The sequence below is a fragment of the Psychrobacillus sp. NPDC093180 genome (genome assembly GCF_044754065.1).
In the GTDB taxonomy this organism is placed as follows: domain Bacteria; phylum Bacillota; class Bacilli; order Bacillales_A; family Planococcaceae; genus Psychrobacillus.
In genome coordinates this window covers 77,252-97,404 of sequence record NZ_JBIVOJ010000004.1, presented here as the reverse complement: position 1 = coordinate 97,404, position 20,153 = coordinate 77,252, and the positions used below count along the sequence as shown (strand labels likewise).

Genomic DNA, 20,153 nt, shown 5'->3' with positions numbered 1-20,153 from the left:
TCTGTCTTATAACACTTGAATATTTTATACTCATCGTCCAAAAAAAGCAAACAAAATATTTTAATCAACTAAAATAGTTTGATAAACGTTGATTTAACAGTTATTATAAGAATTATACTACTAGTCTAAAGGTGATTACTTTATGAACACTAAAAAACGAAATGTATTAATAGCGGCACAAAGACTATTTATTGAAAAAGGTTTTAGGTCTACTACCGTGAACGATATAATTGAAGAAGCAAATGTATCAAAAGGTACGTTTTATAATTATTTTTCATCTAAAAATGAATGTATTATAGCTATTCTCGAAAATGCAAGAAATGAAACATTGATTAAAAGAAGAGAAATTCATGCGCAACAAAATAGTTCGGATATAAATGTATTATCCAAACAAATGTCCGTTCGATTTATCGTCTTTCAGGAGCATAATCTATTTCCTCTTTTTGCATCTATTATTAATTCACAAGATGTGGATCTTCGTGATCTGATCAAACGAAATTATATGGAAGAAATCAACTGGCTTTCTAGTCGATTAGTAGATGTCTTCGGTGAACAGACAAAAAATGTAGCGACAGACTGTGCAGTTCTTACACTTGGTATGATCCAGCAACTACAGCACCCCTGGATCAATAAATCTGCTAATATTTCCTTTGATCAATTAATTCATTTTATCCTGAGAAGAATTAAAACAATCATTTATGACATGGCGGAAACGAATGATTCTCTATTGAATAATTCCTTTTTCAAATTAAATACAGAAACATCATCTGTTACAAAGGAGCATGTAATTGAGCTGTTGCATACCTTTTATTTAGAAGAAAAAGAAGCATTTTCTTCGAATACCATACAAGCAATTGAGTTTGTATTAGAAGAATTGTCGAAAGAAACACCCAGAATCTTTTTGCTAGAAAATATCGTCCCAGCCTTAACAGAAGCATTTACTGAAAGTCAGCTCGAACAAAAATCTACTATTATTATGTACAAACTGTGGAAGCTTTTAGACGGATGGAAAGAAGGTCAAGCATAATGGACAAAGTGATTTCCCAATATCAAGCGGATGAAAATGTGATGATTCAGTTGTTTGCCAGCTGGTGTGCAAACCATCAATTAAATGCATCAACGTTGTATGCACAAGCTTATCCCCAGCAAGAAAAGAACTTACTTCTCGAAAAAGCTATTGAAGAAACGGACAATGATGCAATAACAGTAGACACAGAAACACTTTTAAATGTGCTCCAACTTTTCGGCAATGAAGATCTTGCTTTCGTCGTTTCTGAAGAATCCGAAAAACTTAAAAAGCGTTAGATCCTTTCCATTCGAAAAGCGAAATACAAGAAAGCCTAAAAAAGCAACCAAATTACATTAAGCAGTTTCTAAGACCTGAGTTCGGTATTCTACTCGACTGAGGTCTTTTTGTTTTGCTTTCATTGCTAAATATTATATTTTTGCTTATGAAAAAAGACGAACTAACAACTTCCTAACCACAAAAAAGCATAGAAATGCGACTTTATCGCATTCCTATGCATTAAACAGTTATACATGCTGGATATGGCTAGATGCTTTCTCTAGAAAAATCCGTTGGCTATTGATCCTCTTTCCATCCACTTCTTTATAATGATAAATACCCTCTGAATCTTGTATTCTCGCTTTAACATTATCCTGCAGTTCGATATCTATAATTTCCATTACTCGCTTTTTAATAGCTGGCGCTAGCACAGGAAACAAAATCTCCACTCGCTTGACCATATTACGAGTCATCATATCTGCAGAAGATAAATATAATCTACTCGATCCATTCCTATGAAACCAATAGATTCTAGAATGTTCCAAAAATCTTCCTACGATACTTGTAACCGTTATGTTCTCACTCACACCCGCGATTCCTGGGCGTAAGCAGCATATGCCACGCACGATTAAATCGATTTTTACACCGGCAGCTGAAGCTTCGTACAATTTAACGATTAGGTCTTTATCCGTCAGTGAATTCATCTTAAGTTTAATATGTCCATTGGAGTAAGCTCGATGATATTCTATTTCTTCATCGATCAAATATAAAAACTTGTCACGAATATCATACGGAGAGACTACCAACTTATTGTATTCTGGTTTATTTGTATAACCACTTAAATAGTTAAAAAACTGTGTCGCATCGGACCCAATTTTCTTATTGGTCGTAATAATCCCCATATCAGTATATATACGAGCAGTTTTATCATTATAATTTCCCGTTCCTAAATGGACAAATTGTTCAATACGGTTGTTTTGACTTCTGATAACTAAAGTAATCTTCGAATGTGTTTTTAAATTATGCATGCCATAAATAACAAGACAACCCGCTTTTTCTAGTTCACGGGCCCAATGGACGTTGTTTTCTTCATCGAATCGCGCTTTCAATTCAACAAGAACGGTCACTTGTTTTCCATTTTCAGCAGCCCTTTTTAAAGCCAAAATAATGGGTGAGTTTCCGCTCACTCTATACAGTGTTTGTTTAATCGCTAACACCTGAGGATCATCCGCTGCCTTATCTATGAAATCGATGATAGGCTGGAAGGATTCATAGGGATGATGAAAAAACAAATCCTGTTTTAATGCTTTTGCAAAAATATCTTCATCGCTTGCTAAATCTTTTGGTGGTTGCGGGATAAAAGGTTCATAGAAGAGCCTGTTATAATTTCCTTCAAAAAATGGGATAAAAGAAAATAAAAAAGTAAGATCAAGTGGTCCATGTATTTTGTACACATCGTCTCGATGTATTTCTAGCTGCTCCAATAAATAGGTGAGTACCCTTTGCTGGATTTGGCTCGTTTTTACTTCAAGCCTACTTACCGCTCCCCACTTCCGTTTTTTAAGTTCCTTTTCTATTTCAATTAGTAAATCACGTGCCCCTTCTTCATGAATCGTTAAATCTGCATTCCGAGTAATTCGAAAGGGATTTGCATGCTTTACTTCGTATCCATGGAAAAGTTTAGCTATATTTGCAATTATGACATCTTCTAATAATACTGCGGCAAAGGTGCCATCCTTTGTTTTTACTTGGATAAATCTTCTTAATACAGAAGGAACTTGTACAATCGCAATTTTATTTTGTTCATTGTGTTTACCTTTGCCACTCTCGTTTTCTACCATCACCAATATATTCATTGTTTTGCTTAATAATATTGGGAAAGGTCGGTAAGCATCTACTGCTACTGGCGTTAGTATCGGGAATATTTCTTCATCAAAAATAACTTGTAATTCTTTCACTTGTTCTTTCGATAACTGAGAATACTTCAATAAGGAAATACCATGCTGTGGTAGCTGATTTTCTACTAACTCTGTATATATAGCCATTTGCCTATCTACAAGATTCTTAGTAATCGCTGATATTTGGGCCAATTGCTCTTTAGGGGTCAGCCCCGCTTTGTTTTCCGGTTTGTTAAAGCCCGCTCTCACTTGATCTTGAAGTCCTGCCACACGCACCATAAAAAATTCATCTAAATTAGAACTAAAAATAGCTAAAAACTTTAAACGTTCTAACAGTGGATTAGTATCATCTTCAGCTTCCTGTAAAACCCGCTCATTAAAAGCTAACCAACTAATTTCTCTATTATTATAATTTGCATAATCATTAAATGGATGATCATCTACTATTTTATCGGTCACAATATATTATCCTCCATTTCAGTTAAACACTAATATGACTTGATGATTTACGATTTTCTCCAAATGTTTTTTTAACTTTTCTGCCTGGTATTTCTCTAACAGACAATTGCCAGCAACGGAAAAGATTAGAACTATTTCATCTGTCGCTTGTGTTAATGTAACTTGTTTAATATTCGAACGCCCTAACACATCCATGCCTTTTGTAAAACGAATCAAAGCTCCAATATCCCTTAGTTTTTTAGCTTCATTTCCTGAGATGATTTTTTCGTACGCAGATACATATTGTTTAAACGTATCCTTATTTTTATAGGAGGAGAGGAGCGCTATTATTAACCTTTCTTCATTGGAAAGTCCATCTACGTTTAAGTTGGTTAATAGATAGAAAGTATGCTGACTTGCGGCATCTTGATCTATATGTTCACCTATATAAAATAATATGTATGCATAACGCAATAATTGCTCATTTTCTAGCGGTTCTATATAATTCCATTCAATAAATTGCTCGTAAATAGTTGTAAAAATATCATATAAGTGTAATGTATTTTCTTCATTCACATGAAATTTCCCCAAAATATGACGAATTGCATTTTGCGCAACTTCATTCACATTAAACTCTTTTGGATATTTCTCTACCAATTCGGACAGAATAATACCTTCCCTTAAGCCTCGTTTGCTATACATAAAAGAAGGTGACTTTACCACATCCATAAACAGTCGAAAAGTTTCCAGTGCGGGAACAATAATATCTGCTCGATCACTAGATAAGCCATCTATTTTTTTTAGTTCGTCTAATGAGCAATTAGCAAATTGTGAGCTAATGTCTTCTAAGTCTATTGCTTGCAATTCATATTGATGAATTCCATTCAAAGGAAAATCTTTTCTCTGCTGATCCACTTGCGCAATGTTACGTGCACTTCCTCCGATTGCAACAATCGGAACTTGAAGACTATGTATCCAAGTAAGCGGTTGAAGCTGTTCCATAACATAGTTACTTAACTCGCTTCTTTCTTCTGGACTCATTTCCGCATTTTCCATAAATCTTCTTTTTAATGACACTGCACCGAATGGTAAGCTATGCATATGGACTAGCTTTTTGTTTTCATAGAATGTGATTTCCGTACTTCCCCCACCCATATCAATAGTTACAGCTGTTGGTATATTTGTTGAGTGAATAACTGCTAAATAGCCAAAATACGCTTCTTGTTCAGCTGTTAAAATTGATAGGGATAAACCTAATTTGTCTTCTATGTATGCTAAAATCTCTTCCTTATTTTCTGCCTGGCGGATAGCTGCAGTTGCTGCCGCAAAAACATGGTTGACTTGTATATCTTTCAGTATTTCTTTGAATTTCGTTAATGTTTCTAATAACACTTGAACGCCGTCTTCCTTTAAATTACCTTTTGAATCGATATACATACTAAGCCTCGCAACCGTTTTAAAATTATGATGCTCCACTAACCCTTGTAATGAGTTGTAACTGTATACTACGAGTCGAATAGAGTTCGATCCTATATCAATTATTGCTCTTCGATTTGTCATTGTGTCCATTAGCTTTTGCTCCTCTATTATTTATTTTAAACGCTACTGCCCGATATATTTGTAAATGTTTTGTAAATTTATTTGAAAGCTTTATACTATTCATAGTTTGTTAAATTAACGTAATATTTTATGATTTTTTCCCTTGATCCTTTCGTATCATGTACAATAAGAGAAAATAACGATAGGAGGATTAACAGACAGATGAAAAAGTTCACCAAAGAGGAGAACAGTTGGTCACTTTACGACTGGGGTTCATCAGCATATTCAATCATTATTACTACCGCAGTGTTTCCTATATTTTATAAATCTTCAGCGACAGCAGCGGGGGTAGATGCTGCTGATTCTACAGCTTATTTAGGGTATACGATTGCTATATTCACCTTTATATTAGCAATGCTTGGACCTATTTTAGGTACAATCGCTGATTATCGTGGAATGAAAAAGAAGTTTTTTACGTTTTTCTTTATACTCGGTGTGACATTCACAGCAATGCTTGCATTTGTACCGTTCGATAATTGGTTACTATTGCTCATTTTCTATACGTTAGCTGCACTTGGCGCAACTGGTGCTAATGTGTTTTATGATGGTTTTATCGTCGACGTGACGACAAACGAACGAATGCACAAAGTATCGGCTCGTGGGTTTAGTCTTGGTTATATTGGTAGTACTATACCCTTTTTAGTAAGTATAATCATCATTGTGTTATCTCAACAGGGAATTATTGCGTTATCTACTACTAATGCTAGTCGAATCGCATTTCTCATTACAGCAATTTGGTGGGTTGTATTTTCTATTCCACTGTACAAAAACGTCAAACAGATTCATTTTATCGAACGAGAAGGAAAGCCTGTTATCCAAAGTTTTAAACGCTTAGGTAAAACTTTTAAAGAAATTCGTCAATATAAAGCATTGTTCTTATTTTTACTAGCATACTTTTTTTATATTGATGGAGTTGGTACCGTCATTAATATGTCTACCGCGTATGGCACAGATTTGGGTCTTAGCGCCACAAGTCTATTAATCATTCTTTTTGCTACTCAAGTTGTCGCAGCACCATTCGCACTGTTATATGGGTGGCTTGCAGGAAAGTTTTCCGAAAAGAAAATGCTGTATGTAGGAATTATTGTCTATATTATAGTATGTACGTATGCATTTTTCTTAGAAACCGTTGTGGATTTTTGGATTTTAGCAATGTTAGTTGCCACTTCCCAAGGTGGAATCCAGGCACTTAGCCGATCCTATTTTGGAAAGCTTGTACCGAAAGAAAATTCCAATGAGTTTTTCGGCTTTTATAATATTTTCGGTAAGTTCGCTTCTATTATGGGACCGTTATTAGTTGCTTTCACTGCACAAGTAACAGGTAAATCGAACTATGGTGTATTTAGTTTAGTCATCTTATTTATTGTTGGGCTCATCATTCTGTCAAGAGTACCAGAGCCAAAGACTAGTCCTAGTGTAGATGAAGTGAGTGCAACTTAATCGATAAAAAAGAGAGGTAGTAGAATTTTCTACAAACCTCTCTTTTTTTACGAAGTGTTTAATAATGTTTCCTTACGATTAACGAGGTAGTGATCCCCACTGAAAGGACTGTAATACAAGAAAATAACAAAGAAACAGATTCAACCAAGATACTTCCTAAAGAAACGACCAAAACGTCAATAGACAAAATACACAAACCAGGATTAATATCCAAAGGCTTCGCCATCATTTGCGCAAGTAAATCGGTTCCGCCAACCGTAATTTTGAACCGGAGCATACTACCTACTCCAAGCCCGATCAATATACCGCCACCTAGTGCACCAACCATTTCAGAAGTTATAAATTTCTCACCAATGATATGTAATGGATACAAAAAATCAATGATTACAGACGAAAACAGCAATCCGTGTATGCCGTTGTAAAAAAACGAACGAAAATAAACCCATGCCAAGAGGAAAATAGGCGTACTTATACATAAAATTGCAAGACCAACCTTCATATCCAGTAAATAATGGATGATTAAACCTAGTCCAATTCCCCCACCGTCCAGTAAATGAAAAGGAACTAAAAAAAGGTTAATCCCTATTGCTATCAAGATACTTCCCATAATAATAACGAGCGATTTGTGTATGAAAAACATTTTCCCCACCTTCCACTAATTCATGTATATGTTTTGACACACAAAAATACACAGGAAAATAGAAGGCGTTCAAAAAAGTTCATTGCATATTAAGAATGATTCGTGGGTTAAGTGTTGGAGATTGCTACTTTTTCATATAATCAGGAGTTATTTCACCATCTCCCAAAATTGTGCAGAGACTTTTGAAATAGGTTCCTCTTTTAATTTCATCAAAACTGGTTCCACACTAAAATCAAATTGTTGCAGCTCGTATATTTTAAAGTGTTCGGAGAAAAATGATTCGTAGTGCATTCTCGGAATAATGGAAATGCCAAGCCCTCGATTCACAAGCGCAACGACCATTGGAAGATCTCTACATTCTACAATAATATTTGGTTTCAACCCAAATTCATCAAACGCTTTTTTTATTTTTTCATGAAAAGAGTGTCCTTCCATTGCACCTAGCATGATAAACGGTAGATGGGCAATTTCTTTTACAGTAGGTTGAGCGGAGAGAGAGGCTGTCCAACTATTAGGAACCATGAGAATGGCAGGCTGTTTTTTCAAGGATTTTTTCACATATTGCTCCGTGTCATTTGGTCTTATCAGTAAAGCAATATCAATTTCTTTTTGTGTTAACTTCTTTAATAGTCCTTCCGAATCCCCAGAGAAAATGTTGATTTTGACTTGCGAAAACTCTGTTCTAAATTCTGCAATATAATCAGTTAACATATTAGAACATGCAGAAGACACTCCGATTCGTACGGTTCCTGCAGTACCTTCTTCAATTTCATGTATACGCCTTTTGACTTCTTCTGTTTGGTTTAATAATTGGTCCGCATATTGAAATAATAACTGTCCTGTTTCGGATAACTCCCATTTTTGACGATAACGATAGATTAAAGTTGTACCTAGCTCTGTTTCAAGCTTCTTTAAAAGCTGACTTAATGGAGGTTGCGCAATATGCAATATTTCTGCTGCTTTTGAAATGCTCCCTTGTTTGACGATTTCTCTATAATAATGTAATTGTCGTATATCCATTATCTCACTCCGTTATATGTGTTTTCATATGATGAGTATACCAAATATATATTTTTCGTATAACAAATTACGTGCTACTATGAAAAATAGATTATATGTAGAAAGGAGAATATGATGAGTCATATGAATATAACCATCAAAAGACTTAGTTTGTACGTAATTGGGTTGTTTTTTCTATCCCTTGGTGTCAGCTTTTCCATTGTAGCAGATTTTGGTGTATCACCAGTCTCTTCATTAGCGTATGCATTTTCTCTATCTTTCGGTTTATCAGTCGGGATGATGACAATAGTAGCAAATATATTATTCATTATTATCCAAGTAATTTTGAGTAAACGATTCGATTTGAAAGAATCTATCGTACAGTTAATTATTACATTTTTGTTTGGATTTTTTATGGACGCAACCTTGTCCCTAGTACAATTGCTACCTATACCCGAATCAATTGTCATGCGATGTGTCTTTTTAATGATAAGTTTATTTGTTGTTTCTATTGGCTTACTAGGATATTTCAATGCAAAATTTCCATTAATGCCGTATGATGCCCTAACGTATGCAATAAGTGAAAAGTTTAAAATGAAATTTAGTAAAGCCAAGATTTCTAGTGACTTATTAAATGTTTGTGTAGCAGGTTTAGTATGTATTATTTTCATACACTCATTAGGGTCCATTGGGATTGGCACGCTAGTTGCTGCATATTTTATTGGTAAAATAGTAGGTTGGTTAATGACCCACTATCAAAAATATTTAGTTCGATGGATTGCTAAAAATAATGAAGAAGAAATAAATGTTTAAATATCAAAAAAGTATTAAGAGGTATGACTAAGTCAAGCCGCTTAACACTTTTTAGGTAAAACTATAGCTATCAATTGATTAATTCATTTCTTAATTAGTTTTGTAGTGCAAATGTTGCCGGCATAACGACCGCTACTACTTCCCCTTTAGCACATAGCGTATCTCCAGCAAAAACCTCTGTTGTGACTTTCCATTTCTTCGGATGAATTTCCTCAATCGTTCCCACCGCTTTCAATGTTACATTTTGTGGAGTTGGCTTTAGAAAATCTACATGCAAAGAACCTGTGACAAATCTTGGTGGTGCTTCCCCACTTCCAGGTTCAAAGCCATTTTTACGATGTAACGCAAGTGAAGCAGAGCCCGTCCCATGACAATCGATCAGCGAAGCGATTAATCCGCCGTATACAAAGCCAGGAATCGCGGTATGCTTTTCGTTTGGATCATAAATTGTTTCCGTATGATTTCCGTTCCAAGCTGTTCGGAAATGATGCCCTTCCTCATTTAATCTCCCACAACCAAAACACCAAGCGAAATCCTCTGGGTAATCATCTTGAATTGCATGAACTTCATTTCTCATCATAAGTCCCCCTTTATGATTCCATACTACTATACTTTAATATATTTGAAAATTACAAAAAGAAGATAGATTAACTTGGTTAAAACTTTTTTAAAGGTTCATATAATAGCAGAAATTTACTAAATTTCTCTCTAACTCACCACAAAAACTGTAGACACTCTTTTAGAGATTGTCTACAGTTTCATTTATCTATATAGTTCTTCTCTTCTATCCGAAAAGACTGGAATGCGCGCACGTATTTCTTCAATTTCTTCTAGATTTAAATCGAGGATTTCAATGCACTCCTCGTTTGCACCATTCCATATAATTTCCCCCCAAGGGCTTATTACCATGGAATTTCCACCAAATTCATTATGAGGATCGCTTCCTACCCGATTCACTGCTATGATAAAGCTTTGGTTTTCGATTGCCCTTGCTTGCAAAAGAATTTTCCAATGATCGATTCGTTTAGCCGGCCATTGCGCTGGTACAAACATCACCTTAGCACCGTTTAACGAATGCGCTCTTGTCCATTCAGGAAAACGCAAATCATAACAAATGATCCCGCCCATTTTGACTCCATCAAGCGTAAATACATTCTTCTCACTACCTGCTTCTAGGTAAAGATGTTCATCCATTAATTTAATCAAATGAGCTTTGTCATATTCCCCTACGACTTCACCCAAAGCATTCGTCACATACATAGTGTTATAAAATTTGTCGCCTTTTTTGATTGAAACAGAACCTCCAACAATATGTATATTTAATTCTTTTGAGAGTTGAGATAATAATTTTTTCGTTTCTTCGCCGTTCACATCAGCGATTTCTTCAAGACGAGTTAAATCATAACCCGTATTCCACATTTCAGGTAATACCACTGTATTTGCCCCTAAAGATGCGGCTTCTCTAATCTTTTCCTCTACCTTGAGAAAATTTTCTTTTGGCTCACCAAAAACAATATCTAATTGAACACAAGCAACTTTCATCTCGACACCACCTATAGACATAATACTAAAAAGATTATAAGATTTGTCTAATATATGCAACTATTAAAAAAAAGAGGTTATGTACATGGACTTTTCAAATCGATTAAAAAATCTACCCCCACAATTTTTTGCTACACTCGTTCAAAAGGTAACGTTCGCTGTAGCACAAGGAAGAGATGTCATCAATCTCGGACAAGGAAATCCAGATCAACCAACGCCTGAACATATTGTAAAAGCGCTACAAGATGCAGCTGCTAATCCTGGATCTCATCGATATTCTCCTTTTAGAGGTACAAATGATTTGAAACAAGCTGCTGCTGATTTTTATAAACGTGAATACAATGTCGACATTGATCCGAACACAGAAGTAGCCATTATGTTCGGCACCAAAATAGGATTAGTAGAATTACCACTCGCAATAATGAATGAGCAAGAGTTAATGCTTCTTCCAGACCCAGGATATCCAGATTATTTGTCAGGTGCGGGACTTGCAAATGTTCGTTTTGATACGATGCCCCTACTAGAGGAAAATGATTATTTACCAGATTACAGCAAATTAACAGAAGAACAAAAACAAGCCGCTAAATTGATGTATTTAAATTATCCGAATAACCCAACAGGTGCTATAGCAACTAAAGAATTTTTTGAAGAGACAGTGAAACTGGCAAAAGAGTCGGATATTGCGATCGTTCATGATTTCGCATATGGTGCCGTAGGATTCGACCGGAAAAAACCTTTAAGCTTCATGCAAGTAGATGGCGCAAAAGAAGTCGGAGTAGAAATGTACACACTGTCCAAAACATACAATATGGCTGGTTGGCGAGTTGGATTTGCAGTAGGAAACGCTAAAATGATTGAAGCGATCAATATCATTCAAGATCATTTATTTGTTAGCCTCTTCCCTGCAGTTCAATCTGCAGCTGCAGCTGCACTAAATAAGAGTCAACAATGTGTAGATGAGTTGGTTTCATTGTATGAAGATAGAAGAAATGCATTAGTAGAGGCATGTTCAAAAATTGGTTGGGATGTAAAAGCTCCAAAAGGATCTTTCTTTGCGTGGTTACCTGTTGCGAAAGGGTATTCGAGCGAAGAGTTCGCAGATTTATTACTCGCTAAAGCAGATGTAGCTGTTGCCGCTGGTAATGGATTTGGCACATTTGGCGAAGGCTACGTACGTGTGGGTCTGTTAGTTGATGAAGAAAGATTAGTAGAAGCTGTGGAACGAATTGCAAAACTAGAGTTGTTTTAAAAAATGAGGCTGTCTCGAAGGTATTACCTTTAGGACAGTCTTCTTGTTTGTTTTAGTGAGGAGTTTGGCTCGTTCTAAGGTGTTACTTTGTAAATGCGCAATGTTCGAGTTCATATACGCAACATTTTGGGCCATTTGCGCAACGTTTCCTTTCAAACGCGCAACAATATTCACCGTTTGCGCAACGTTCTAGAATGGGAGTAACAGTCATCGGCATCTCACTTCAAGTAAACTTGCTGTTCTGAGAATTAGTTGCTTTCATAAGGAATTTGGTTGCTCTCATGCTAATTTGGTTGCTTATAGACTAGAACAGATTGCTTTCAGTGATTGGTTCGTTGCCCTTTGCCAGTTATTGGATTAAAGTCAGTATAAAACTAGTTTTTAGCTGCGCTTCACTCAAAATAAAAAGGGTGACCCCAAAAAGTCATCTTGGAATCGCCCCATTCCTTACTTCTCTATTCTTTTCGGTTCCGTCGCATCTTTCTCTACCGGATAAAATTGATTGGCCCCTGTTTCTGAATCAAATTTACGTTGAAATTCCATCCCCGTAACTTCTGCAAGAACGAGATCCACTGTTATAACTGGATTTTTCCCCTTGATAAAATGACCTCCAAAAATATTTCCTTTTTGATCACACATTGTCCCGTGAAAATGAGTCTCGTATTCTCCTTCTCTCTTACAAATAACTCCCGTACCTTGTAAAAACTCGATTGGTCCTTCCTTTACTACAAGGTCATTATATCCAACGCCAATTATCGAGGCATCATTCGGAACTAAATACACAAACCCACTTTTTTGAAAGCTACCAAAACAGCTGATAATCGTTGCATATTCTATCTTATTTTCTGCACATAATTGTTCGATTCCTTCTAGCAGATCTGTTCCGTATACTAATCTCGCACCAATTGTTTTGCCGAGTTGTCCAGTTGCATAATTTACTCTAACTGCTGACATTTTTTCATCATCCTTGTATATTTATTTATTGATAATTACTTTAAACTATTTGGACTGAATATTTCAATTAGAAAAAATAAGTTGACTTTAGTAAATTGATGTAGTAAATTAATTCTCATGGAACTGATGAAAAATTTAATAGCTTACATCTCTTATCAAGAGTAGCTGAGGGACTGGCCCGATGAAGCTCGGCAACCATCTACATACTAGTTATGTAGAAAGGTGCTAAATCCTGCAAAACGTATTGTTTTGGAAGATAAGAGAGGACAAATACGTATTTTTATGTGCCTCTCTTTCTTTTGAAAGAGAGGCTTTTATATTTATTCAACATTCCTAATAATAATTAGGAGGAAGCAACAATGAAGAAATTTGGATTACTTTTAAGCGTACTATTAACTGGAGCACTTGCTGCGTGTGGCGATGATTCTAGTAGTGGAGATAAAGCGTTAGACGAAAAAAAATTAGTTATTGGTGTAACTGCTGGACCGCATGAACAGATCGTAGAAAAAGCAAAAGAAGTAGCTGCTAAAGATGGATTAGAAGTGGATATTAAAGTTTTTTCTGACTACATATTACCAAACACAGCTTTATCTGAGGGTGACTTAGATGCTAACAGTTACCAACACGAACCTTTCTTAAACACGTTTAACGAAGACCATGGCACGGACTTAGTACCGGTTGGAAAAACGATTTTAAACCCAATGGGCGTATATTCAGATAAATACAAGTCAATGGATGAACTTCCAGAGGGTGCAACTTTCGGATTACCAAATGACCCAACAAATGGCGCTCGTGCGTTATATATTTTAGAAGAAAATGGACTTATCAAAATTAAAGAAGACAAAAGAGAAACTGCCTCTATTTATGACCTAGAGGAAAATCCAAAAAACTTAAAATTTATTGAGCTAGAAGCTGCTCAAATTCCAAAGCAGTTAAGTGAAGTAGACGCTGCTGCCATCAATACAAATTTTGCACTAGATGCTGGGATCAATCCAAAAGAAGATTCTATTTTACTAGAGTCATCTAACTCTCCATATGTGAACTATGTGGTTGTCCGTGCGGAGAATAAAGATGACCCTACGATTCAAAAATTTGTGAAAGCTTATCAATCAGAAGAAGTAAAACAATTCATCGAAGAAGAATTTCAAGGATCTGTATTACCTAGCTGGGATGAGTAAAGAATTTGAGAACGTTACCGACTTCGGTAACGTTTTCTTTAGAAAGGAAGACATATAATGATCGTTTTAGAAAATATTTCAAAAGAATTCAATAGTAAAAACGGCAAAGTAAAGGCAGTAAATAATGTTAACATCCATGTAAAAAAAGGAGAAATTCATGGAGTTATTGGATATAGTGGTGCTGGTAAAAGTACACTTATTCGCTGTGTAAATTTACTTGAAAGACCAACAGAAGGCAAGGTTTATATTAATGGAGTAGAAACCACTTCCCTCCCCCTTCCCAAATTACGTGAAGCTCGCAATAAAATAGGAATGATCTTCCAAGGATTTAACCTACTAAAAACAGCTACTGTTTATGATAATATTGCGATTCCTCTTAAACTTCTTGGTTATAACAAAGCAGAAGTTCAAAATAGAGCAGAAAAATATCTAGAGATTGTTGGATTAACAGATAAACATAAAAATTATCCAAATCAGTTGTCTGGTGGTCAAAAGCAACGTGTTGCTATTGCAAGAGCACTTGCACAAGAACCAGAAATTCTATTAAGTGATGAAGCAACTAGCGCACTTGACCCAGAAACAACCGATTCTATTTTAGATCTACTTTTAAAAATTAATAAAGATCTAGGAATAACTATTTTGCTCATCACCCACGAGATGAATGTTATCCAAAAAATTTGTGATCATGTATATGTCATGGAAAACGGGCATGTTGTAGAACAAAATATTGCGATTCAATTATTTACAAAGCCTACACATTCTACAACTAAAAAGTTTTTAAGTACGATTAGTCAGCGCAATCTATCCCCTGCTTTAATTTCACAATTACATGTTACGGGAGCGGTTACTCGGTTAACATTCGTAGGTGAAAGCACTGGGCAGCCATTGCTTGCAGAAGTAAGTCAAAGATTTAATGTTAAACCAAATATTCTAACCGCTAATATTATCGAATTGAAAAACGGCATTGTTGGAAACATTGTCATTCATTTAATAGGAGAAAAAGACCAAGTAAACGCTGCATTACAGTTTTTAGAAGAAAGTGGCGTAGGTGTTGAGAACTTGGAGGGACAATCATGAGTAGACTAGACACATTTATCAACCAATGGCTACCGATCATCGGAAAATCGGTTGTGGAAACATTTCAAATGGTGGGAATTTCTTTGTTTTTCTCCGTACTTATCGGAATACCGCTAGGAATTTTAATCGTATTAACTAGACCAGGTCAAGCATTGGCAAATAAGTTTTTATACCAAACAAGCAACTTATTGATCAATATACTTCGTTCTATTCCATTTATCATTTTACTATTTTTTATTCTACCATTTACAAAATTTATCGTTGGTACGACTATTGGGGTAAAAGGCGTAATCGTCCCTCTCGTTATTTATACAGCGCCTTATATAGCACGTTTGATGGAGTCAGCGTTACTCGAAGTGGAAAATGGTGTGATTGAAGCTTATACAGCAATGGGGATTAAAACTAGATCAATTATATGGCATGTATTATTACGCGAAGCACGCCCTTCAATTATTTTAGGTTTAACTATTTCTACTGTAAGTTTAATAGGAGCAACGGCAATGGCTGGGATGGTCGGTGCTGGAGGTCTTGGGGATTTAGCTTATCGTTTCGGACATTTGCGTTATGAAGTCGATGTTATGTATGCAACTGTCTTCATATTAATCATCCTTGTTCAAAGCATTCAATCTATTGGAAATAGACTTGCTGTAAAACTGAAAAAAGATTAGTTGGAGGTTCTTACATGTCGAACACTTTATTTGTAGAAAAGAATGGAGCAATAGCTACTCTTATTTTTAATCGGGCAGAGAAGAAAAATTCATTTTCCCTTGCTATGTTTAAACAGTTAGGAACAATACTAGAGGAATTGGAAGTCGATTCACAAGTTAAAGTACTGATCCTAAAAGGTGTTGACGAAACAGCTTTCTCAGCAGGCGCAGACATTTCGGAGTTTCTGGAAAATCGATTTTCTGCTAAAAAAGCAAAAGAATATAATGATGCAACGCTCGAATCCATTGAAAAACTGTATCGTTTTCCAAAGCCTACGATTGCCCTTATTAAAACATTGGCAATTGGCGGCGGCTTAGAGCTTGCTAACTCCTGTGATTTTAGATTTGCTACATCTGGCAGTAAACTCGGCATTACGGCGGCTAATATCGGAATTATCTATAATTTAACGAGCACCAAACGTTTGGTGAACTTAGTTGGCCCCTCAAAAGCAAAGGAATTATTATACACGGCTAAATTGATTGGTGCTGAAGAAGGAAAAGAAATTGGCTTAATCGATTATGTGTATGAAATGGATGAAATCGAAGAAAAGTGTTTAGCGTTTGCGGGACAAATTATTCGTAAATCCTCTGTTGCAAATAACGGCATTAAACAAGTGATCCAATCGATTATCGACGGAGAAATTGCAGAAACAAAAGAAATTGAGCAACTTATTTTGGATTCATTTAGTTCAGCCGATTATAAAGAAGGCATTGCTGCGTTTATAGAAAAAAGAAAACCTAATTTTTCATAAGGAGTGGTACGCATGTCAAACTTAGATTTATTGCTAAAAAATATAAGTTCAAATGAAAAATATCCCATAAATTTTGCTGAATTGGAACAAGCGGCTAAAGAGAAATTAGAAGTCGGTCCTTTCGGTTATATACGCTCTTCAGCTGGCGGTGAAGAAACACTTCGAAAAAACACAGAATCATTCGCTAAGTATTCCATTGTTCCTAGGTTTCTAAACGACGTTTCTTCCTTAAATACGGAGATTACACTGTTCGGTCAAATATACCCTCACCCTCTTTTCGTTGCTCCTGTTGGAATGAACAAAATTGCGCATGAAGACGGAGAAATAGCAGTAGCAAAAGCAGCAGCGAAGTATAACTTCCCTTATATTCAAAGCACCGTTTCTAGCTATTCAATAGAAGAAGTTGCTGCAGCGACAGAAGGAAGCACCAAATGGTTTCAATTGTATTGGTCCAAAAACAAAGAAATTTCCTATAATATCGTAAAAAGAGCCGAACAAGCTGGGTACAAAGCGATTGTCGTAACTGTTGATACTGTTATGCTCGGATGGCGTGAAGAAGATGTGCGCAACCAATTTTCACCACTAAAAAAAGGAATTGCAAAAGGGAATTTTATAACGGATCCTGTGTTTATGGCTTCCCTTCCGGATCAAACCGAGGATTCTATTATTAATGGCATCGTAGATTATCTATATCATCCATCCTTAAATTGGGACGCTATTGCCGAACTGAAAGAACAGACTTCTTTACCGATACTGATTAAAGGCATTCTGCATCCAGAAGATGCAAAGCTTGCGATTGAAAAAGGAATCGACGGCATTATCGTATCGAATCACGGCGGACGCCAGTTAGATGGTGTAGTCGCAAGCATAGATGCCCTTCCTGAAATAGTGGAAGCAGTCGATGGTAGAATCCCGGTGTTATTTGATAGTGGAATCCGACGTGGCGCGGATGCATTGAAAGCTCTTGCACTTGGCGCTACTGCTGTATGTATCGGTCGTCCTTTTGTGTGGGGATTAGCTGCTGGTGGTCAAGCAGGCGTTGAACGGGTATTAGAAAGCTTCCTGGAAGAAACTAAAGTCTCCATTTCTTTAAGTGGTGTAAGTCATGTAACTGATCTTCATAAGTTGAAAGTAGTTAAAAGCTGAGGTTTATTAAAGGTGGTAAGTTTAGATGGAACAAGCATTGAAAGGTATGAAAGTGATCGACTTATCTCAAGTATTAGCGGGACCTTATTGCACAATGGTTCTTGGAGATATGGGTGCGGATGTTGTTAAAGTAGAGAAATTTCCACTTGGTGACGACACTCGTACGATGGGACCTTATATTAATGAAGAAAGTTATATGTATATGATGGTAAACCGCAACAAGCGCGGGGTTTGTCTTAACTTAAAAACAGATGAAGGTTTACAAGTTTTATATAAGTTAATAGAAGAAGCTGATGTTTTTATAGAAAACTATCGTCCAGGCGTTACAAAAAAACTTGGCATCGATTATGATACGCTGAAATCGATCAATCCAGGGCTGATCTATTGTTCCATTTCAGGTTATGGTCAAACAGGTCCCTACAAGAATAAAGGCGGATTTGACATAATGGCACAAGGTTTGTCTGGTCTAATCGATATGACCGGTGAACGAACTGGAAAACCTGTTAAAGTTGGGATTGCCATTCATGACATCGCAGCTGCTCAAACAGCTATTCAATCCATTTTAGCGGCCTATATTCACTGTCTAAAAACCGGTAACGGACAATATATAGATGTATCACTAGTCGATTCAGGTCTAGCTTGGACAGTGTGGGAAGCGGCTGCCTTTTTCGGTAAAGGCGAAGTCCCTCGTAGAAACGGTACAGCACATCGTGTATCTGCTCCTTATCAAGGCTATAAAACAAAAGATGGCTTCATCCTTATTGGTGCAGCAAATCAAAAGCTATGGGAAAAGTTTTGCATGTCTGTGATTAATAAACCGGAATGGATCGAGGATGAACGATTTTTAACGAATAGTATACGAGCTCACCATGTAGATGAATTAGAAGTTGAATTGGAGAATGTGTTGAAAGATCATGATTCCTCCTACTGGCTGGATCTGTTAGACAAACATGGTATCCCTTCTGGACCAATTTACTCGTACGATCAAACACTGGCAGATGAACATATTCTTTCAAGAGAAATGATTTTAGAATATGAGCATCCTGTTGCTGGTACGATGAAGACACTTGGCTTTCCTGCTAAATTCTCAGAGACACCAGGTCAATTTAAAAGCCCCGCACCCCTTCTTGGTCAGCATAATAAAGAAGTGCTAACGGAGCTTGGTTATTCGGTTGAAGAAATTGATACTTTCCAAAAGAAGCATGTCCTTTCTTAGAAAATGTAACTAAACTGAACGTTTACTCGAATAGAGTAGACGTTTTTTAATGAGCAGAAGTTTTATAAAGGGACCATAAAGTGGTAAGATTAAATGGAGATGTCATTCAAAGAAGGTAATATAAATGGTAAAGCGATTAGTTGTAACAGGTTATAAAGCACATGAATTAGGAATCTTTAATGATTCGCATCCAGGTATTCCAGTTATTAAGCAAGCGATCAAAAACAAATTAATCGCTCTTATGGATGAGGGATTGGAATGGGTAATACTAAGTGGACAGCAAGGTGTCGAAACTTGGACGGCTGAAGTCGTACTTGAATTAAAGGAAAGATTTCCTTCATTAAAGTACGCCATTATCACTCCTTTTTTAGAGCAAGAAAAAAATTGGAATGAGCTAAAACAAGAAAAATATAGAAGCTTATTATTTCAAGCCGATTATGAAACAAGTTTAACCAAAAGACCGTATGAAGCACCTTGGCAATTCATCGAAAAAAATAAATTTTTACTTCGTAATTCGGATGGTATACTTATTGTTTACGATGAAGAAAACGAAGGCTCTCCGAATTTTATAAAAAAACTAGCGCAAATCTATATGGAAAAAGAAAATTATACACTTTTTACGATTGATGCTTATGACCTTCAAACAATTGCGGAAGAAATAGCAGAAGAAACGAGGAATGATTTTATATGAGTAAACAAAATGTAATATGTGAAAGATATGATAAAGAAACAGAAGAGCTTGTATCTAAGGATTCGATGGAATTTTTATCCACTCCCCTCTCTCATTTCAAGGAAAAGAAAAATGAATATGCTTATTTACAATCAGAAAACTTAAATGATTTAAAAGTAGATGGTCTTGTCTTAGAATACGACGAAGTATTTGAAGTATACACAGCAATGTTTGGACTTGCTGTGCAAAAGAAATTGGCATCTAAAATAGCCACTTACTTAGATGAACATTATAACAAAGAAAAAATGAACTATAGCATGATGTTCTCTGGAGATGAAGGCTTATGGGAAATTAATCTGCCGTTAAATTACATTGATCAATTCAGCGAAAACTTTACGATAGAAGAAGCATATCAATTTCTACAATCCTTCATCTCTTCTTTAGTGGAAGCACTCGAACTTTAATATATTTATCCAAGTGATTTTGTATATCAGCCATTCAATTGACCAAACTATAGAGGATGTCCCATCACATTTTCTACAAGGAGGAA

20 protein-coding genes and 1 riboswitch are annotated in these 20,153 nt (G+C 36.0%); of the genes, 13 read left to right on the top strand and 7 right to left on the bottom strand.

Annotated elements, in window-relative coordinates; genetic code table 11:
- The first annotated feature begins 142 nt into the window (after positions 1-142).
- A complete protein-coding gene (locus ACIP9W_RS07585) occupies positions 143-1,027 on the top strand; it encodes a TetR/AcrR family transcriptional regulator (protein ID WP_400787836.1) in 885 nt (294 codons plus the stop codon).
- Complete coding sequence (locus ACIP9W_RS07580; protein ID WP_400787834.1) at positions 1,027-1,305, top strand: hypothetical protein; 279 nt, start codon at positions 1,027-1,029, stop codon at positions 1,303-1,305. Before ACIP9W_RS07585 ends, ACIP9W_RS07580 begins: the two co-directional genes overlap by 1 nt.
- Before the next feature lie 228 nt (positions 1,306-1,533).
- Here ACIP9W_RS07580 and ACIP9W_RS07575 read toward each other — a convergent pair whose 3' ends face one another.
- Positions 1,534-3,642, bottom strand: a complete 2,109-nt coding sequence (locus ACIP9W_RS07575) for an RNA degradosome polyphosphate kinase (protein WP_400787832.1) — start codon at positions 3,640-3,642, stop codon at positions 1,534-1,536.
- 18 nt (positions 3,643-3,660) lie between these two features.
- Positions 3,661-5,190 carry a Ppx/GppA phosphatase family protein gene (locus ACIP9W_RS07570; protein ID WP_400787830.1) on the bottom strand — a complete coding sequence of 510 codons (1,530 nt, stop codon included), beginning with the start codon at positions 5,188-5,190 and terminating at the stop codon, positions 3,661-3,663.
- Between the two features lie 192 nt (positions 5,191-5,382).
- Here ACIP9W_RS07570 and ACIP9W_RS07565 point away from each other — a divergent pair, with 192 nt between their 5' ends.
- On the top strand, positions 5,383-6,660 hold the full coding sequence (locus ACIP9W_RS07565; RefSeq protein WP_400787828.1) for an MFS transporter: 1,278 nt from the start codon (positions 5,383-5,385) through the stop codon (positions 6,658-6,660).
- Between the two features lie 58 nt (positions 6,661-6,718).
- On the opposite strand, the gene ACIP9W_RS07560 is transcribed toward ACIP9W_RS07565, so the two are convergent.
- Positions 6,719-7,300, bottom strand: coding sequence for a YitT family protein (locus ACIP9W_RS07560; protein WP_400787826.1), 582 nt, complete (start codon positions 7,298-7,300; stop codon positions 6,719-6,721).
- Positions 7,301-7,447: 147 nt separating this feature from the next.
- Complete coding sequence (locus ACIP9W_RS07555; protein WP_400787824.1) at positions 7,448-8,320, bottom strand: LysR family transcriptional regulator; 873 nt, start codon at positions 8,318-8,320, stop codon at positions 7,448-7,450.
- A 114-nt stretch (positions 8,321-8,434) separates the two neighbouring features.
- Here ACIP9W_RS07555 and ACIP9W_RS07550 point away from each other — a divergent pair, with 114 nt between their 5' ends.
- Positions 8,435-9,112, top strand: a complete 678-nt coding sequence (locus ACIP9W_RS07550) for a YczE/YyaS/YitT family protein (RefSeq protein ID WP_400788191.1) — start codon at positions 8,435-8,437, stop codon at positions 9,110-9,112.
- A gap of 94 nt (positions 9,113-9,206) precedes the next feature.
- On the opposite strand, the gene ACIP9W_RS07545 is transcribed toward ACIP9W_RS07550, so the two are convergent.
- Positions 9,207-9,692, bottom strand: coding sequence for a PaaI family thioesterase (locus ACIP9W_RS07545; protein ID WP_400787822.1), 486 nt, complete (start codon positions 9,690-9,692; stop codon positions 9,207-9,209).
- A 182-nt stretch (positions 9,693-9,874) separates the two neighbouring features.
- Positions 9,875-10,654 carry a carbon-nitrogen family hydrolase gene (locus ACIP9W_RS07540; RefSeq protein ID WP_400787820.1) on the bottom strand — a complete coding sequence of 260 codons (780 nt, stop codon included), beginning with the start codon at positions 10,652-10,654 and terminating at the stop codon, positions 9,875-9,877.
- An 85-nt stretch (positions 10,655-10,739) separates the two neighbouring features.
- Between ACIP9W_RS07540 and ACIP9W_RS07535 the strand changes: the two genes are divergently transcribed.
- Positions 10,740-11,903, top strand: a complete 1,164-nt coding sequence (locus tag ACIP9W_RS07535; RefSeq protein ID WP_400787818.1) for a pyridoxal phosphate-dependent aminotransferase — start codon at positions 10,740-10,742, stop codon at positions 11,901-11,903.
- A 447-nt stretch (positions 11,904-12,350) separates the two neighbouring features.
- Here ACIP9W_RS07535 and ACIP9W_RS07530 read toward each other — a convergent pair whose 3' ends face one another.
- Positions 12,351-12,857: a PPC domain-containing DNA-binding protein gene (locus ACIP9W_RS07530; RefSeq protein WP_400787816.1), complete on the bottom strand. Its 507-nt coding sequence runs from the start codon at positions 12,855-12,857 to the stop codon at positions 12,351-12,353.
- Positions 12,858-13,006: 149 nt separating this feature from the next.
- A riboswitch (SAM riboswitch) is annotated at positions 13,007-13,120 on the top strand.
- 96 nt (positions 13,121-13,216) lie between these two features.
- On the opposite strand from ACIP9W_RS07530, the gene ACIP9W_RS07525 reads away from it, so the two are divergent.
- The 8 genes from ACIP9W_RS07525 (at position 13,217) to ACIP9W_RS07490 (ending at position 20,067) form a co-directional block, all read left to right on the top strand.
- Positions 13,217-14,035, top strand: a complete 819-nt coding sequence (locus ACIP9W_RS07525; protein ID WP_400787814.1) for a MetQ/NlpA family ABC transporter substrate-binding protein — start codon at positions 13,217-13,219, stop codon at positions 14,033-14,035.
- Between the two features lie 57 nt (positions 14,036-14,092).
- Complete coding sequence (locus ACIP9W_RS07520) at positions 14,093-15,112, top strand: methionine ABC transporter ATP-binding protein (protein ID WP_400787812.1); 1,020 nt, start codon at positions 14,093-14,095, stop codon at positions 15,110-15,112.
- Entirely contained in the window at positions 15,109-15,780 is a 672-nt protein-coding gene (locus ACIP9W_RS07515) for a methionine ABC transporter permease (RefSeq protein WP_400787810.1), read from the top strand. The genes ACIP9W_RS07520 and ACIP9W_RS07515 overlap by 4 nt, the downstream gene beginning before the upstream one ends.
- Before the next feature lie 14 nt (positions 15,781-15,794).
- Positions 15,795-16,571 carry an enoyl-CoA hydratase/isomerase family protein gene (locus tag ACIP9W_RS07510; protein WP_400787808.1) on the top strand — a complete coding sequence of 259 codons (777 nt, stop codon included), beginning with the start codon at positions 15,795-15,797 and terminating at the stop codon, positions 16,569-16,571.
- A 12-nt stretch (positions 16,572-16,583) separates the two neighbouring features.
- Complete coding sequence (locus ACIP9W_RS07505; RefSeq protein WP_400787806.1) at positions 16,584-17,717, top strand: alpha-hydroxy acid oxidase; 1,134 nt, start codon at positions 16,584-16,586, stop codon at positions 17,715-17,717.
- A gap of 25 nt (positions 17,718-17,742) precedes the next feature.
- Positions 17,743-18,933 (top strand): CaiB/BaiF CoA transferase family protein, encoded by a 1,191-nt coding sequence (locus ACIP9W_RS07500; protein WP_400787805.1) that lies wholly within the window; start codon positions 17,743-17,745, stop codon positions 18,931-18,933.
- A 124-nt stretch (positions 18,934-19,057) separates the two neighbouring features.
- A complete protein-coding gene (locus ACIP9W_RS07495; protein ID WP_400787803.1) occupies positions 19,058-19,624 on the top strand; it encodes an SLOG family protein in 567 nt (188 codons plus the stop codon).
- The gene (locus tag ACIP9W_RS07490; protein ID WP_400787801.1) at positions 19,621-20,067 is read left to right on the top strand and encodes a branched-chain amino acid aminotransferase; all 447 of its coding nucleotides are present in this window, start codon (positions 19,621-19,623) and stop codon (positions 20,065-20,067) included. The genes ACIP9W_RS07495 and ACIP9W_RS07490 overlap by 4 nt, the downstream gene beginning before the upstream one ends.
- Positions 20,068-20,153 lie beyond the last annotated feature (86 nt).